Annotated in this window: 17 protein-coding genes; 1 reads left to right on the plus strand and 16 read right to left on the minus strand. The window is 37.5% G+C overall.

Translation table 11 applies throughout. The features are described from left to right. The 7 genes from RTL21_RS07845 to RTL21_RS07875 form a co-directional block, all read right to left on the minus strand. The coding region (locus tag RTL21_RS07845; protein WP_312095005.1) for a cytochrome P460 family protein at positions 1 to 753 on the minus strand (753 nt) is incomplete at its 3' end. Between the two features lie 154 nt (positions 754 to 907). Further along, a complete protein-coding gene (locus tag RTL21_RS07850; protein ID WP_312095007.1) occupies positions 908 to 1,615 on the minus strand; it encodes a cytochrome c biogenesis CcdA family protein in 708 nt (235 codons plus the stop codon). 19 nt (positions 1,616 to 1,634) lie between these two features. Next, on the minus strand, positions 1,635 to 2,162 hold the full coding sequence (gene resA / locus RTL21_RS07855) for a thiol-disulfide oxidoreductase ResA (RefSeq protein ID WP_312095009.1): 528 nt from the start codon (positions 2,160 to 2,162) through the stop codon (positions 1,635 to 1,637). A gap of 55 nt (positions 2,163 to 2,217) precedes the next feature. Further along, complete coding sequence (ccsB, locus tag RTL21_RS07860) at positions 2,218 to 3,393, minus strand: c-type cytochrome biogenesis protein CcsB (protein ID WP_312095011.1); 1,176 nt, start codon at positions 3,391 to 3,393, stop codon at positions 2,218 to 2,220. A gap of 17 nt (positions 3,394 to 3,410) precedes the next feature. After that, positions 3,411 to 5,045 carry a cytochrome c biogenesis protein ResB gene (gene resB, locus RTL21_RS07865; protein WP_312095013.1) on the minus strand — a complete coding sequence of 545 codons (1,635 nt, stop codon included), beginning with the start codon at positions 5,043 to 5,045 and terminating at the stop codon, positions 3,411 to 3,413. Between the two features lie 457 nt (positions 5,046 to 5,502). Beyond that, positions 5,503 to 5,754 (minus strand): hypothetical protein, encoded by a 252-nt coding sequence (locus tag RTL21_RS07870; protein WP_312095015.1) that lies wholly within the window; start codon positions 5,752 to 5,754, stop codon positions 5,503 to 5,505. Between the two features lie 90 nt (positions 5,755 to 5,844). Next, positions 5,845 to 6,582, minus strand: coding sequence for a cytochrome P460 family protein (locus tag RTL21_RS07875; protein WP_312095156.1), 738 nt, complete (start codon positions 6,580 to 6,582; stop codon positions 5,845 to 5,847). 876 nt (positions 6,583 to 7,458) lie between these two features. On the opposite strand from RTL21_RS07875, the gene RTL21_RS07880 reads away from it, so the two are divergent. Beyond that, complete coding sequence (locus RTL21_RS07880; protein WP_312095017.1) at positions 7,459 to 7,584, plus strand: hypothetical protein; 126 nt, start codon at positions 7,459 to 7,461, stop codon at positions 7,582 to 7,584. Positions 7,585 to 8,080: 496 nt separating this feature from the next. Here RTL21_RS07880 and RTL21_RS07885 read toward each other — a convergent pair whose 3' ends face one another. The 9 genes from RTL21_RS07885 to RTL21_RS07925 all read right to left on the minus strand — a co-directional run bounded on the left by RTL21_RS07885 (position 8,081) and on the right by RTL21_RS07925 (position 16,101). Then, positions 8,081 to 8,776, minus strand: a complete 696-nt coding sequence (locus tag RTL21_RS07885; protein WP_312095019.1) for a winged helix-turn-helix domain-containing protein — start codon at positions 8,774 to 8,776, stop codon at positions 8,081 to 8,083. Then, positions 8,773 to 10,200, minus strand: coding sequence for a HAMP domain-containing sensor histidine kinase (locus tag RTL21_RS07890; RefSeq protein ID WP_312095021.1), 1,428 nt, complete (start codon positions 10,198 to 10,200; stop codon positions 8,773 to 8,775). Before RTL21_RS07890 ends, RTL21_RS07885 begins: the two co-directional genes overlap by 4 nt. A 509-nt stretch (positions 10,201 to 10,709) precedes the next feature. Beyond that, on the minus strand, positions 10,710 to 11,453 hold the full coding sequence (locus RTL21_RS07895; protein WP_312095023.1) for an SDR family oxidoreductase: 744 nt from the start codon (positions 11,451 to 11,453) through the stop codon (positions 10,710 to 10,712). Between the two features lie 42 nt (positions 11,454 to 11,495). Beyond that, the gene (locus RTL21_RS07900) at positions 11,496 to 11,819 is read right to left on the minus strand and encodes a carboxymuconolactone decarboxylase family protein (protein ID WP_312095025.1); all 324 of its coding nucleotides are present in this window, start codon (positions 11,817 to 11,819) and stop codon (positions 11,496 to 11,498) included. Positions 11,820 to 11,909: 90 nt separating this feature from the next. Next, positions 11,910 to 12,326, minus strand: a complete 417-nt coding sequence (locus RTL21_RS07905) for a cupin domain-containing protein (RefSeq protein ID WP_312095027.1) — start codon at positions 12,324 to 12,326, stop codon at positions 11,910 to 11,912. A gap of 277 nt (positions 12,327 to 12,603) precedes the next feature. Continuing rightward, the gene (locus RTL21_RS07910) at positions 12,604 to 13,068 is read right to left on the minus strand and encodes a flavodoxin family protein (protein WP_312095028.1); all 465 of its coding nucleotides are present in this window, start codon (positions 13,066 to 13,068) and stop codon (positions 12,604 to 12,606) included. A gap of 23 nt (positions 13,069 to 13,091) precedes the next feature. Then, positions 13,092 to 13,736 (minus strand): NAD(P)H-binding protein, encoded by a 645-nt coding sequence (locus RTL21_RS07915; RefSeq protein ID WP_312095030.1) that lies wholly within the window; start codon positions 13,734 to 13,736, stop codon positions 13,092 to 13,094. Positions 13,737 to 13,906: 170 nt separating this feature from the next. Then, entirely contained in the window at positions 13,907 to 14,623 is a 717-nt protein-coding gene (locus RTL21_RS07920) for a flavodoxin (protein WP_312095032.1), read from the minus strand. A 626-nt stretch (positions 14,624 to 15,249) separates the two neighbouring features. Further along, entirely contained in the window at positions 15,250 to 16,101 is an 852-nt protein-coding gene (locus tag RTL21_RS07925; protein WP_312095034.1) for an aldo/keto reductase, read from the minus strand. Positions 16,102 to 16,194 lie beyond the last annotated feature (93 nt).

The following is a 16,194-nucleotide window of genomic DNA, read 5'->3' on the forward strand; positions in this document are numbered from 1 at the left end:
GAAATAGAAGGACATCAATACTTTTTGGATCATTCCTTCTTTTTCCTCATCGGAAATGACAGCAAGCTCTTCCCCTTCAATAGTGTCAGATGAAGTATTATTCAAATCACGCCACTTATCGTTTAGCTCCATTACTTCCCAGTCACTTGGATGAATGCCTACCATTCCAACATCTGCTCCGCTGTCTCCCTGTGCTGTAACATCTTGAAGATCAAAGCTCTCCATTTCATCAAACGTATTTAAATAATCATCACGTTCGCGGTTCGCATGACAAGAAAAGCAGCGGCCAATGTCAGACTCATAATCCACAGACCCATCGGCTAAAAAGTCCTCATATTGCCAATCTCCATTTTGAGGGGTACCTTCTGGGGTCACGTTACCCCAGCCAGCGCGCTTTTCCATAACGAAAATATGTGACAGTTCTTCCTCCCTATAAATCTCGAGAGTGACTACCGTACCGTCAGGAATAGGCTCTCCATTCTGAATAGCTTCAATGGCTTCACGACTTGTAAAAAGTTCCTCTCTGACATTGCCTCGATTAACAGTTGTGTAATTTACACCCTTCGTATAATCTTCTGGAAATTGAACCTGTCCACGTTCATAGCCACTTGATGTTTCCTGCTGTGTGCTATCATTGGATTCGTTTGATGCATTGGATTGATTTACTGCATTTGATTCACTCATTTCACTGTTGTTGCAAGCAGCGAGAATGACAGACAGAATCAAAGCAAAAGCAAGCATAAACTTTTTCACCCTGTTTTCCTCCTTTGATTTTGGCTGTTTTTTCATATATAAAGTAAAGACAGTGGTTTTCTGTCTAATACCTATTCATTTAGTTTGTGTAAACCCAGTAAGAATGTTCAGCACAAACGATTATTTATTATTTTCTGTTGAAATGGAGTGATGATTAAAATCCGGTAAATCCTCTAAATAAAGGAGATAGCCAGGCGATTATTTTTGTCATCCAATTAAAGTACAAGAGAATGCCTATTCCTATCATCAGCAATCCGCCAATGATTATATAGACTTGACTATTCTTTTTTAACCATCTCATTTTATCGATAAAGATTGACATGAAAAAGAAGGGAATAGAAAATCCTATCGAATAGAACATCATATAAAGAAGACCTTTTCCAGGATCTGATACCCCTAGAGCGAACACACCGGCGAGTATCGGACCTGTGCATGGAGTCCATCCAGCTGCAAAGCCTAACCCTATTAATACAGAACCAGCATAACCAGCTGGTCTTTCCTGAAATTGCATCCTTTTATCACTTAGCAAAAAGGCAAATTTAAGGATACCTGTAAGAAGTAGCCCGAAGAACACCATGATAATTGCACCTATTTGTCGCAATAGATCTTGGTACTCCAAAAAAATGGTGCCAATGAACGAGGTGGATAATCCTAATGCTAAGAAAATAACCGAGAATCCCAGCAAAAATAAAATCGTATGAATGAAAGCATTTCTTCTAAAGATTCCTCGATCGGACTTTATATCTTGGATCGACAATCCTGTAATATAAGAAAGAAAAGCTGGATATAACGGCAATGTACAAGGAGAGATAAACGATAAAACCCCTGCTCCAAACGCTAGTAAGATGTTTAACTGTTCCATTTACTCGACACCCTTCAGTTCACGGTTTTATCATTTCCATATAATTTCGTACATCCTCTTCCGTCATTGGACCGGTCAATACCTCGAGCACCTTTCCCGTCTTGTCTATTAGGAAAGTGGTCGGAATGGGCGTTATATCGTAGGCTTCCGTAACCGCACGGTCTCTATCTTTCAGTACGGTAAATGTAAGATCGTGCTGCTGAACAAAAGAGTTTATAGCCACGTCACTCTCCTCGATATTAACAGCTACTACTTCTATACCAAGGTTTTTATAGTGGCTATACTGTTTTTCCAAATAAGGCATCTCCCTCTCACACGGTTGACACCATGATCCCCAGAAATTCAGAAAAACTCCTTTGCCTCTCAGGTCTGATAGTTGTACTGTATTTCCACCTGTGTCTTCCAGGACAAAATCTGGTGCTAGATCTCCTGCCTGAACACGGATATTTTCTGTAAATAAGTGCTGATATAATGTGTAGGAAATCGCTAAAACCATTACAAGCAATAGACTTAGACGAATGATAAACCTTGTTTTTTTCTTTTTCATCTAGACCTCCTTTTTACTTAGTTGCCATCCTGCTTTTTTTCAAAAAAATAGTATATTAAGCATAAGAGTGTAAACCGGCAATAATTAAGTTAACAAAAATTAAGTTGAAGACAATTATTCCAAAGCCAATTACGCCAAGCCAGGCAGATTTCTCTCCTTGCCAGCCTTTTGACAGCCTAAGATGTAAATAAGCAGCATAAAATAGCCAGGTAATGAGCGCCCAAACCTCCTTAGGATCCCACCCCCAGAAACGAGACCACGCAATTTGAGCCCAAATCATCGCAAAAATGAGTGCCCCCAATGTGAAGATAGGGAATCCAATCGCGACTGATCTATATCCAATTTCATCCATTAGATCAAGATTCATATTTTTCGTTAATGGCTGAAGAGCTGCCGAAATTCTCTTCCTTAAGACTAATCTGAGGACGCCATATAAGATTAACCCTGTAATAGCGGACCAGATGACTGTATTCAGTTGTCCTGCAGCAATAATGGCTGGCATCTCCACAAAAGCTTCCATTCTTCCGCTCGTAAGCAGCACCCCTTGATTCGGCCCTACCAGAGATGGGAGGTTATAGATCAGTTCTTCTTCTTGATTATTTTTATCTACCCATTGATAAACTGCTTCATAATCCATTGCTCTATATATGCTTGTAAGGATGACAAAGGCAATGATTGCGACAATCATGAACATGATGACCTCGAGCCAAAAGGTCTTTTTTGATTTTTTCGTCTGGTTGACAGAACGAATTAAATAAAGTACACCTGCAATAAAACTGCTGGCGAGAATTGCAGAGCCTAATGCGGTTGTGGTAACATGAATCGCTAGCCAATCTGATTGCAAGGCAGGTATTAACGGGGAAACATCCGTTGGAAACATGCTTGCATAAGAGATAATCAATAGAGTGATTGGCAAAGTGAATAAACCTAAAATGGTCACTTTATATAAAAAGTAAAGGACAATGAATGCCAATACAAACATCATCGAAAAAGCAGTGATAAACTCGAACAGATTGCTTACTGGCGCATGTCCAGCTGCATACCATCTTGCTATAAAATAACCTGCATGTGCACCAAAGCCTAAAATCGTTGTGCTGATTGCGACTTTTGCCCAATTAGTTGGCTTCTTGTATTCTTTTCTTCTGTCCCTAATCGCGCCCCCAAAAAGAAAGGTTGCCGTTAAATAGAGTAAGAACGCCGCATAGAGTAAGTTGCTACTAAGATCTATCAAGCCTTTTATCCCTCCTTCTATTCATTACCCGTTGTATTTTGTGTTTGATCGATTACTTTTTGAAAGCTGGTTTCTGTTAGTATATGGTTTATTTCCTTTTGAATACCGTACCAATTTTTATTGGTATGTCCTGCAATAAAGAGCGTATCCCTCTTTCGTATAATCCATATTCGGCGATGATTCCAGTACATTCCCTGAACGACGCCAATCATAAAAATAGCTCCTCCCACTCCTAGAAACCACAGCGTATTATCTTTACGAACAGTTAGGGAAGAGACACTTTTTGTTTCCGCGCTTACGAATTCCATTTTCAACCGATTATCGCCGCTTAGTTCCATTGTTTGCTGAATGGCCACAAACGATTTTTCTCCTTCTGGATTATCAGGAGATATCATGTTAAAGTAAAACGCTGGATTATCAGGCGTTTGTGATCTTGTGGAAGGCTGACCATCACTATTAAAGTGAAAATTCGGGAAATATTCAAGGATTTCCACTTTATAATTATTATCTAGCTCATAGCTCCTCTGTGGATTGATCAAATCGATTTCAATCTCGCCAAATCTCTCGTTTGCGTTTTGATCCACTAACTGAAAGGTGAGCGTATTTAGTTCATTTAACTTATAGGACACCTGATAAAGAGCATAAGAATCATACTTTAAAGGCTGGTTAACCCTTATTTGCTCACTCTTTATTTTTTTCAGCTTTGGAGTTTCTCCGTAAAGTATCTCCCCTTCCCTTTCATAAAGGGTTACATTGGTTTGATAATTCCTTATTATATTTCCATCTGACTCTTCTGAAAGAGAATTAGCAGAAACTTCCCCTTCTTGATCTTTCTCGTATGTTTCTATAAGAAATATGTCACTATGCAAATAATACTTTCCATCGGTTCCGGGGATAACAACGGTTTCGCCGTCCCGAATCCAAAGAGATTCGTCTACATACATGCCTGGTACAAATCGAAGCATTCCACCAATCAGAAAGATAATAAGGCCAACATGATTCACATACGGACCCCATCTTGAAAAACGGTTTTTTTCCGCTAAGATGTTCCCATTTTCCTCTCGAACGTGGTAATGTTTTTTCTTTAGCTTGGAATTCAATACAACAAGCTGTTCATCGACATGCTCCTCTAGCTTTGTTTCACTAAAGAGACGTTGTCTTTGCATGAAGCTTTCATGGCGTGTCACTCCTTGATTTTTTAAGGAGCGATATAATGGAATAACCCTGTCCAGACTTGCAATGACCAGCGACATTCCAAGTGCTGCCAGCAGGATAAAGTACCACCAAGATCCATATAAATTGTTAAATCCTAATTGGTAGTATATTTGACCGAATAAGCCGTAGTGGTCTCGGTAATAATCACCTGCCTCTACTGTTTGAGGGATATACATTTCCTGTGGCAAAATGGTGCCAATAATAGATGCGATTAAAATAAGAACAATAATCCAAACTCCTACTTTAACGGAGGAAAAAAAGTTCCAAATCTTATCAATTATCGTCTTCTTATATGTTTTTGACCGTCTTGCACTCCCTTCGTACCGCATGTTAACTGAATTATCAGAATCACCATCGCCAATAACTCTCCCGCACGACTCACAAAGAATGGTTCCATATGGATTAACATGACCGCATTTGCATTCTACACGTTCCATTATGATGTTCTCCTAATTGATTTAGATATTACTTTTTCAAACTCTGTAAATCCCTATTATTTATTATTCATGTTTAAAACTATCTATCTAGTAACTTTCAATCTAATTTAACTTTATTTTAATTATGCCCTAATTTTTATTATTATTTTTGCATAATCCTTCTAAATGTTTGCTCAATTCTATTACTTTCTATAAACAACATAAGAATATTTAATATCTATAAAAAATATAGAGTTACACAAAATACTATAACCATTAGAATAGTGTGACATTTTAATAACAAAAAGAAAATCGGCTCCCTTACTATCTATTTGCTGTTCCTTATAATTAATAATCTTTTTGTAAGACATAATGTTAACTTTCAAGCAAGAAATATACTCACCTTTTTTGATAACATCCTTTAACACAATTTTTATATGGTTTAAGTTTATCTTTTTTAACCCAATAGTCAGCAACATTATCTATTTAACACAGAAAGTTCTATTCTATAAAGCTTATCATCGTTTTCTTGTGGATTCCCACGCCCTTCTGAATTATTACTCATAAAATAAAGAGTACCGTCTTCAATTAAAACATCGCGAATTCTACCATGGCCAGTTATTACTTCTCGGTATTCACCCGTATCAAGGTCAAATTCTAAAAGAGCAGTTCCTCTTAATGCCGCAATGTACAATTTGTTATCATCAAAATCCATACCAGACGGTTCCAAAGTTTCCTCTTCCTAGTTTAATAATTGTAGGTGTTTGCTACAAATATGCAATCTTTGAATTCCCCTAGAACTTGAAGACAATGAGGAGTATTAACTAGAAAAATCCTCTTGGTAGTTATTCTCTTGATTTAGATAAAACGTTAAAAGAACCTCCTGTATCATTTTCTCTTTTTCCTCATCTTCGTTCTCTTGATCATCAAGTAAGCTACTTTCCCCTTCATGAGGATTTAACTTATCATTCATGTTAATGTCCTGAGAATCAACCTGATTAAAAGCCATCACTTCCCAGCCCTCCCCTAACAGGGAATTTGCACTATTTTCCATTGATGCGGTAGCATCCAATTCAAAACTCTTCATCTCATCGAGTCTGTACATATAGTCATCCTGTTCCTGATTCGCGTGGCAGGAAAAGCAACGACCAATGTCTTCATCGTATGCCACCGTCTCGTCGGCAGAAAATACCTGGAATTCCCATTCCCCATTTCGCTCTTCTGGCGGGTACTGTGCACCCCAGCCATCTCGCTTCTCCATCACAAAGTATACGGATAGCTCTTCATCATTAAAGATCTTGTATGTAATTACAGTGCCGCTCGGAATCAGTTGCCCGTCCTGGACCGCTTCAATTGATTCTTGGTTCGTGTAGATTTCCCCTCTCATGTTCCCACGATTTACAGTCGTGTAGAGCACACCTTCGTCGTAATTCTCCGGGAATTTGATAAGGTCACGATCTGCTCCTGGTTCCTGTTGGGAATTATCACCAGATGGCTCCTGTTCGGATGTGACATTTGTGTCATTGTTGCTGTTGCAAGCAGTAAGAGTGATGGCCATCACTAGGATAAATACCTGACCTATCAGTTTTTTTATAATCTTTTCCCCCTTATAAATTTCGTATTTGTATTGCTATCTTCGTCTTTAAGAACAGATATCAGGCTCCTCATCTGATCATAAATGGGCTGGGTATTTTGCAACAAAAGCTTATCCGTTCATTTTACTTTGATTCTGAAAGTGTGATTCTGTATAACTTATCGTCTTTTTCATAGATATTCCTACGCGTATCTATTTTATTGCTAGTTAAATAAAGAAAGTTAACTACAATTATCTCATCTCGAACCATCAAGTCAGATATTAATTCTCATTGTCCACCTGTTTCAAGATCAATTTCTAATAAGTCAGAACTTCATAATACTGCAACATATAATTTGTTATCCCAATAGTCCATCATTATTCTCAATTTCTGTTTGCAACAATGGTTTGTATGCAGATCTCTTACTTGCCTTTCTTGTTCCACAATTATGTCTTTAATCGCTAGGATATGGCTATAGGGTCTCAATTTCAAAAAATATTGCCACCAACCCTTTCGTGATTTGATTTGCTATTAAGCACATGTGTTACCCGAATCGGAAAATAAGTCACAAGAATATTCTTTTCGGACCAATATCTTCCATTTTTTACCTTTAAAATGCGGCTTGCACCTACTATGTAAGGTAAAATGTGCCACACACAAGGTATAAGTAGTTGAGAAATAGTGCAAAGGGCCGGAATTTTTGGATCAGTCTTTCCTAAATATCGATGTACTTATTGCCATTACTATTTATCAATGATAACTAATAAACTTAAACTAGCGGATGACAAAATCTAAACAATTTCTAAACAAAGAGAAACCATTCCACTCATCAAATAGTTACCTAATGAAGAGGATTATTAATGTGGAAAACAGGTCGTACAAACAACAATTATACCGAGAAATTAAAAGTGCAGGCTATAACACTTGTGAACGAATGGAAAATGTCTTATCAAGAAAAGGCAGACTGCTTGGTGCTCGGAATATAACGTAGGTTGGTTTGTGTATAAAGCGGTATCAGGAAAGTAAGGCATTTGAATAGGAAACCTTCCATATAGGACGAGCGAAGACGAAGTTTGGCAAACTGGAAGAAGAAATGGCATATTTAACAACGGAGATCGAGTACTTAAAAGCGGTATCCAAACCTACACGGCGAGTGACGAGTAAAGCTAACCGATGTTAAATGCATTGAAGAAATGAGATTCATGTATCCACTTAAATGGCGTCTTAAACTGGTAACTGACATTTCATACATTCGCGTAGGAGAGCGTTTTGTATACCCCATCGTGAGCCAGGATCTCTACAACAAAACTGGTGCAGGCAATTTACGAATATATTTATGAACGCTTTCAGAAAAAACTAAACGACCGATCTCTGGTAATAGAATCGGTCGTATCATAAAGATGTCATTTAATCGTGTCTTCTTGACAGGGTTATGACCACGGAGCATGTTATTTCTGTATATGTTTCACTACCCTTTCTGGTTTACAGGTTTAATCGATAACCTGCCCCCCAGACGGTTTCAATTATTCTCGGTTTGGAGGAATCTTCCTCGATTTTTTCCCGAATGCGATTGATGTGAACCGTAACGGTGGCACTGTCACCGATATAATCATGTCCCCATATATTTTCAAAAAGCTGTTCTTTGGAGAAAACGATATTCGGGTTCCTAGCAAGGAACTTTAGCAGTTCAAACTCCCGGTTAGGAAATTTTATTTCTTGTCCGTCTCGGTATACCTTCCAACTGCGGGGCATTATCCTTAAGTTGCCAATTTGGACTACGCTATCTTCCGCAGTTCGAGAGGATGCATTCGTCAGACGATTATAGCGATTCAAATGTGATTTGACCCTGGCCACCAGTTCCGCAGGGTCGAAAGGCTTTGCTATATAGTCATCCGCCCCCAAGCCAAGGCCACGAATTTTATCAATGGATTCCGTTTTGGCGGTCACCATCAGAATTGGAATTTCAGTCTGATTGCGGATTTCCCGACAAATATCATAACCGTTGCATCCTGGAAGCATAACATCTAGAATCAAAAGATCATAGCTGCCTTCCAAGACGGTTTTCACTACCTTGCTGCCATCTGCCACAATTTTCGTTTCAAATCCGCTGATCTCCAAGTAATCCTTTTCCAGCATAGCAATTTCGGCATCGTCTTCAGCAATCAATATTTTCGTCATGCACTTCCTCCTTTCGCTGAGGGAAACGTCATCGTAAATTTCAGCCCCTGATCGTTTTCAGCAATAACTGTTCCACCTTGTGCCTCAATGATATATTTCACGATATACAATCCGAGACCGTTTCCATCGCTGTTTTGGTTGTTTCTTGATTCATCGCCGCGGTAAAACTGTTCGAAAAGGTGGGGGAGCTTCTCTGGCGATACCCCGCTTCCGTTATCCGTAAAGCAAAGTACTTCATTTTCGTTTTCCTGAGTAACCTTCATAGAGAGCTCTATCGGAACTACTCCTGCATATTTCAGCGCATTCTCCACGAGATTAGCCAGTACCTGCCTCATTTGCTCTGTGTCAATCCTGACCAGATGATTACTGCCCGATATCTCAACGCGAATGGAAGCATTCTTATGCTTCAAATCATCCTGAATATCGAGAGCAAATTTCTGGGTGAATTTTCCAAGGTCTGTTTCTACCGGAAAAAATGGCAGATTACCGGTTTCCAACTTTGAAAAATAGAATAATCTTTGCAGCAGCACGTCCATATCAGATGCTTTTTTGTAGGCAATGGAGAGATATTGCGCTTGTTTTTCCGGCGTGTTGGCGATTCCATCCTGCAAGCCTTTGATATATCCTTTGACAGAAGTGAGCGGCGTTCTCAAATCGTGGGAAATGCCGGAAATCATGTCGGTACGGGCTTTTTCATAGGCGGCGTTTTTATCCTGCTCTTCTTTGAGATGAAACTGCATCTGGTTGAAGGAGATACATACGGTTTCAAATTCGTCCTTGCCTGTATTGATGATCGGTGTTGATAAATCACCTTCCTCAATGCGCTTGGCACTTTCGGTCAATTGATGGATCGGTGTCATGATGTGTTTGACAAGACGCTTGGTAAGTAGCTGACTAATGATCAAAAGGACAGCAATGGCGGCAAGTCCCACAAGTAGAAAGGTGATTAAAAATTTTTCAAAATAGTCTCGATCTACGCCAATCAATTGGTTATAAATGCTATAGTTGACTGCAACCACAGCATAGCTTTCATCTTCAAAAGAGATGAGTTGCCCGATCGTTGTCACGCCATCTCCAAAGAACACGTTTAGCTGATCGGCGCTCAAGTTGAGCGTTTGCAGAAAGGCTTTGATATCATCATCAGGGTGCCTTATATTACAGTAAATCAATGAATCGTCTTTTGAGACACACAGTCGATAGTTATATTCTTCCAGAGAAAGACTAAGCTCTGACCAATCCCGATTGATTCCTTGATTTTGCTTCAAAATAGATTCAACCTTTAAAATGTTAGGGTTAAGTTGATTATTCTTGATGGATGTTTTATGGTACATATTAATCATGCCGCTCCCAATTGCAAGCAATACTACCAATGACAACAATACCATCAATGTATTAGAAATAAATATTCGTTTTCCAAGTTTCATAGCAGCACCCTCTAAATAATCTATAGCAAATAATAGCAGTAAATTATAAACTATAAAAGTGGATAATCTAAACAAATGCTAAACGACCAAACTTATTATTTCAGTCGAGTAATTCGCATTGCTTTGGAGCATTATCTACGAACACTATGTAGATTTGCGTCATGGCAGCGGCCCTAATCCATTAAAAAGAGTAACGACAAACAGCAGGATATGAAGTTATGAAAAACTAAATATAAAGTATATCCCAAAGAAGATGAAATCTCGGCTAATATAATCAACCATTTACGATCCAGCTCGCCAGCCGATCGTTTACCAATTAGCGAATTGACCACCACTCCAATTAATGAACACACTGCCATGAAAACGCCAAAGGTTCCCGGACTCATTCCCAAATCTTCTGTAGCACAAGGAGCTGAATGAAAATTTTTAAAAACAGCCAGATAAATGACTCTGGCTGTTTTTGGAATAAATATCAAAATTATTTAACTGAACCAAAAACTAATAAAGGATTACCTTTCTTGACTTGTAGGACGTATAATCATCTCATTAATGGCTACATCATAAGGTTGTTCAATAGCAAAAGCAATAGCACGAGAAATGCTGTTAGCCTCAATGGCTACATCTTCATATAATTTATCAATACCAGGTTTTAGATCCGTATCAGTGATCAAATTAATTAATTCTGATTGAACGGCGCCTGGTGAGATAATAGTGGAACGAATATTGTTTCCAGCCTCTTCTTTTCGAAGACCTTCCGAAATAGCACGTACAGCATGCTTCGTTCCAGCATATACAGTACTCCCAGGTCCAACAACATGTCCTGCTACAGAAGAAAGATTAATAATATGACCTGATTTTTGTTCCCTCATGGTTGGAAGAACAGCAGCGATACCATAAAGAACGCCTTTAATGTTGACGTCAATCATCTTATTCCAATCATCAATCTTTTTCTTATAGAGGAATGAATGTGGCATAACTCCGGCATTATTGACTAATACATCAATTTTTCCAAACTCCTTAAGAGCCATCTCTGCGAGTTCCTCCATTTGTTCATACGAAGTCACATCGATAACTTTATATATCACTGGACCTCCAGTATTTTGAATGTCTTGTTGTAATTTTTCTAAACGATCTTCACGTCGCGCTGCAAGAACAAGTTTTGCCCCTTTGGCGGCAAGTTCTTTTGCAGTTGCTTCTCCAATTCCACTAGAAGCACCCGTAATAATGACAACTTTATCTTGAATATTAGACATACTAAATACCTCCGTTACTTAATAAAAAATTTAAAATTCAACCTATTTCGAAAACACTTCTTTTGCAACCAGCATGGCAGACATTGCCTTCGGCCAGCCAGCGTAAAAAGCAAGATGAGTCATTGCTTCAATAAGTTCTTCTTCTGAAAGACCGTTTTGTTTTGCTAAATTCAAATGGGATTTCAGTTGTTCAGTATTTCCACCAGTTAATAAAGAAGCAACGGTAATTAAACTGCGATCACGCGGAGAAAGCTCCTTACGAGCCCACACATCTCCAAACAATACATCATCAGTTAATTTCACAAGCTTTGGAGCAAAATCCCCTAACTTTTTCTGTGCAACGGTAGGTTCTTTAGAATTTGTCATTTTATACTCCCTCTTTCGTTTTACTTACTTGGATATAGCTAAATTTGATACCTGTAAAAACATTCAATATCCTGCAGAATAAAATTCATGTTAGTTTAAATTGTTATATTCTTCATCTGTTACAGGTTCCAACCACTCGGTGTCTCCCTCATGAACATTCGTACTTATTGCGATATGGGTAAACCAGCTATCCGGTGTAGCCCCATGCCAATGTTTCACATCTGGAAGAATCTTTACTACCTCCCCTTTGTTAAGCACTTGTACAGGTTTTCCCTCTTCCTGATAATATCCTTTTCCTGCAGTAACAAGCAGAACCTGCCCACCGGGATGCTTATGCCAATTATTTCTTGCCCCTGGTTCAAAAGTTACATTACCTATGGGGCAATTAAAGATGGTGTCATGAGGAATTAGCATTTCAAGAAATGCTCCCCCTATGAAATGGTCATTCGTAACTTTTACACCTTTCGGAAAGATTACACTTTCGCTTTTATTGTGAATATTAGACATACTAGAGACCCTCCTAACCTATTTGTTGACTCTATTGTTCACTTTTGCTGCCAATAACGAGAAAGGACACGAAAACAAGAAAAATGATCAACACTATGAATTTTTCATTTGTAAGTGGCTTCTTTTCATTAATATTATATTTTTAAATATTTCTGATAGATTCCAATGACAACTTAATTGGTTAACGCCACTCGGTAAGAAACAGGTAAACTTCCTATTTAGAAGAAACTTCTAAGCCACTATTTCCTGATATACGATTTTGCATGTTTTATATGCATTACTTTATATTAACTATTAGATTATGCAATTTGGAAGCTTCACTGGAATTAGTCGCTAATCCCATATATTTCATTTGAAAACGACGACAGAGATGGCATATTACGTTAGTAATAAAAGGAACAGCATCATCAGGTGCGGTACCTTGAATTATTAGATAAACACGTTTACCTGCTAATGGTGCATCTAAAGTATCTGCAAAACGATCAATGAAAGTCTTTAAATAGCCAGACATACTTGACCAATAAACTGGAGTACCAATCACAATATCATCTGACATTATTAATTGTTTCATGACATTATGAAAATCATCTGACTGCCCACTGATATTTTGTCCGATTTGATTAATATGATGCTCAGCTAAATTTATAGGAGTATAATCAAAACCTTGAAAAACTTCTTCTGCTAATCTAGCAGTATTACCATCAATATTCATACTGCCGTTTAGAAATATACGTCGTTTCAAAAACATCCCCCCTTAACATTATCTTAATAAAATGATGGCTTCCCCCAATCTGTATCTGGTTCACTCACTCCTAGACTCGTTTGAAGATATTTATTACTCTTATCTCCCATAATATCCAAGATTAATTGGGTTACGGCTTGACGCGTAACCTGTGCGCCAATAAAAGGCTCACCTTTTTGAGTAATCATATATTCAGTATTACCCTTTTCATTGTAGAGCCATGTCAATCTTAAAAGGGTATAATCTAGATTAGAGTTTTCTACTATTCGTGCTGATTCAATCTGAGATTGCATTCTAGGACTTCCACCAATCATACGTTTATTCCAGTCTCCGAAAGCTCCAGGCACTTCATCGTAAATACCAAGAACCGATGCACCGATTACTCTTTTCACTCCTGCCTCATGCATGACATCAACGATTGTTTTTGTTGATTTATCGTCCCCCATATCGTTAATATATACAAGGTCAACATCTTTCATTGCTTCATTGAGGTTATCTTTGTCTTTAAAATCACCATCATAGATAATCTCTCGGTCTGCATCACGCACTGTCAAGCGCTTATGGCCGTTTCTTGCATAAAGAACGATTGAATGGTCCGTTTTACTAATTAATTCATTTCTTAACATTTGAGCTATTTGTCCTGCTGCACCTAAAATCAAAACTCTCATAATACATACCCCTTTTAAATAAAATTTATTAAAACCTTACTTACTGTTCCCAATTTAGTCGAATGTTTTAAAAAATTGCTATCGCAAAAATTGACATTCATTATCTTATAGCACAAACCTTTTCGGTTTTCTTTTTCTACAAGGTTCTTGAAACAGAATGAATTTAAAAATCAGTAACCTATTTCTGATAACCAATCTAGTACTTCTTGTTGTGACTCTGGCACATCATTTCTTGAGATTGTCAATCCATTGTCAACTTCAACAATTGCATCAGGTTCTAATTCAACGATTGTTTCTCTAGTATTTGTAAATTGGCTTCCTCCGTGAGTAGAAAATGGAATAATTGTTTTCCCTGAAAAGTCAGTATCATCTAAGAAACTGTAAATGACACTTGGTAAGTCATAGACCCATACTGGATATCCAAATAGAATCGTGTCATAATCATCTAAATTCTCAATATGCGATAAAATCTCAGGACGAAAATTACTTTCATTTTCAGCTTCTCCTTGAGCTACTAATTCATCATGATCTCCTGGATACTCATCAACTGTAGTAATCTGAAAAATATTTGCCCCAATTTCTTCTTCAATCCAATAAGCGATTTGTTGTGTATTTCCAAGTACTTCGCCGTCGGTTACAACTCGACTTGCACCAGCAAGTGCATCTGTTCCAGCTGTTTCAGGCATAGAAAAATAGACAATCAGCGTTCGATTAACGTCTCGTTCTACTGGAGTATAGGTACCATTCTCCTTATTTACTGAATTGCTACTTATGGTCGAATTGTTATTTTTACTTACTTCTTCTTGCGGTTCATCTAGTTTTAGTGAACAAGCTCCCAATAAGAGAACTATCGAAAATATTAAGATAGGATTTAAAATATTTTTCATTTATGCGCCTCCTTTTTAATGAATTTTTATAAAATTCATTCGTTTATAATGATTATCTTTAATTGTTAATAAAATACAGAAATATCACTTCTCGATTTTTATTGACAGTAAAAGTAAATGAGAGCCTCCACTAATTTGTCTCCAAAACACGAATCAATGTAAAACAACTTAATTTCTTATATTATCCAATAAAATTACGATAAGCGTTATCATAATTCTCTTGAATTTTTGCCTAATACTCTTATTTACACTATAAAATCATAAGTGACTTGGCATATTCCTTTTAAATCAAACTATCCCTAATGAGTAAACTTCATACTTACTATAATTTTTTAATCTTGAATTGCCGCAAAATTTCTTAAAATAAAGAAGGCTCTCCCTTTAATTAAAGGAAAGCCCCCGATTGTTTATTTACTTTCTTCACAAAAAAATTCTTATTTAGGAATGGTACTCTTAATTGCCAAGAGGTTCCAAGCCAAAAAGAGCATTAATTCTCTTTAGTTCACCAGTTCCATTAATTAATACAGGAATCAGTCTAGAAAAAGAAACAGTCAGATACGAAACTAGCTGAATATAAGCAATTTAATTTGTACTTTTAAGATTATATTCTTAACATGTACTTTGGGTTAGTCATGAATTTTAAAAGTACCGAGCATTTTCACCATTTCAGGATCTCTATGAGAGAAGAATAAACTTTCTTTTGTATCTAAAGCAGAAATCTTATTCATATCTCCTTGCGTCAACTCGAAATCAAATATATTAAAGTTTTCAATCATTCTTTCTTTACGAACAGACTTTGGAATGGCTACAACTCCTCTTTGAGTTAACCACCGTAGAATCACTTGAGCAACTGATTTGTTATGTTGTTCTGCAATAGATACTAAAACCTCATTCTGGAAGATGTTATTTTTCCCTTCCGCAAAAGGACCCCAAGATTGTATTTGTACATTGTTCTCTTTCATATAGTTAGCGCTATCGATCTGTTGGTTGAACGGATGGGTTTCAATCTGATTTACTGCTGGAATCACTTTATTGTGAACCATTAAGTCTGCCAGACGATCCATATGGAAGTTACTCACTCCGATTGCTCGAATTTTCCCCTCACTGTACAATTCCTCCATCGCCCGCCACGAACCATATATATCACCCAACGGTTGGTGAATTAAGTACAAATCTAAATAGTCTAATTGCAGATTGGCTAGTGAATTTTCAACTGCTTTCTTCGTATTTTCATAGCCCGAATCTTGCACCCACAGTTTTGTAGTAATGAATAATTCCTCTCTAGGTATACCACTTCGTTTAATTGCTCTTCCAACAGCATCTTCATTTTGATAAGAGGCTGCTGTATCAATTAGACGATAACCAGCCATAAGTGCATCGTAAACAGCTTGTTCACATTCTTCTAAGTCGTTCATTTGAAAAACTCCAAAACCAAGAATTGGCATCTCAACACCATTGTTTAAAACTACTTTTTGCATTTGAAATCCTCCTTTAAAATATTGAATCAAAAACTTATTGCTGTAACTATTTTCTCCAAATTTGTTGGAGTAATATAATTAATCATACCTATT

This window comes from Niallia sp., assembly GCF_031978665.1.
Taxonomy (GTDB): Bacteria; Bacillota; Bacilli; order Bacillales; family Cytobacillaceae; genus Niallia.

Excerpts from the sequence above, each read along its gene's own strand:
- RTL21_RS07895 (WP_312095023.1), bottom strand. The coding sequence starts at position 11,453 with ATGTCTAATATTCAAGATAAAGTTGTCATTATTACGGGTGCTTCTAGT.
- RTL21_RS07920 (WP_312095032.1), bottom strand. The coding sequence starts at position 14,623 with ATGAAAAATATTTTAAATCCTATCTTAATATTTTCGATAGTTCTCTTA.
- resB (WP_312095013.1), bottom strand. The coding sequence starts at position 5,045 with ATGGAACGTGTAGAATGCAAATGCGGTCATGTTAATCCATATGGAACC.
- RTL21_RS07890 (WP_312095021.1), bottom strand. The coding sequence starts at position 10,200 with ATGAAACTTGGAAAACGAATATTTATTTCTAATACATTGATGGTATTG.
- RTL21_RS07900 (WP_312095025.1), bottom strand. The coding sequence starts at position 11,819 with ATGACAAATTCTAAAGAACCTACCGTTGCACAGAAAAAGTTAGGGGAT.
- RTL21_RS07850 (WP_312095007.1), bottom strand. The coding sequence starts at position 1,615 with ATGGAACAGTTAAACATCTTACTAGCGTTTGGAGCAGGGGTTTTATCG.
- RTL21_RS07880 (WP_312095017.1), top strand. The coding sequence starts at position 7,459 with ATGTGGAAAACAGGTCGTACAAACAACAATTATACCGAGAAATTAAAA.
- RTL21_RS07905 (WP_312095027.1), bottom strand. The coding sequence starts at position 12,326 with ATGTCTAATATTCACAATAAAAGCGAAAGTGTAATCTTTCCGAAAGGT.
- RTL21_RS07875 (WP_312095156.1), bottom strand. The coding sequence starts at position 6,582 with ATGGCCATCACTCTTACTGCTTGCAACAGCAACAATGACACAAATGTC.
- RTL21_RS07925 (WP_312095034.1), bottom strand. The coding sequence starts at position 16,101 with ATGCAAAAAGTAGTTTTAAACAATGGTGTTGAGATGCCAATTCTTGGT.
- resA (WP_312095009.1), bottom strand. The coding sequence starts at position 2,162 with ATGAAAAAGAAAAAAACAAGGTTTATCATTCGTCTAAGTCTATTGCTT.
- RTL21_RS07885 (WP_312095019.1), bottom strand. The coding sequence starts at position 8,776 with ATGACGAAAATATTGATTGCTGAAGACGATGCCGAAATTGCTATGCTG.
- RTL21_RS07915 (WP_312095030.1), bottom strand. The coding sequence starts at position 13,736 with ATGAGAGTTTTGATTTTAGGTGCAGCAGGACAAATAGCTCAAATGTTA.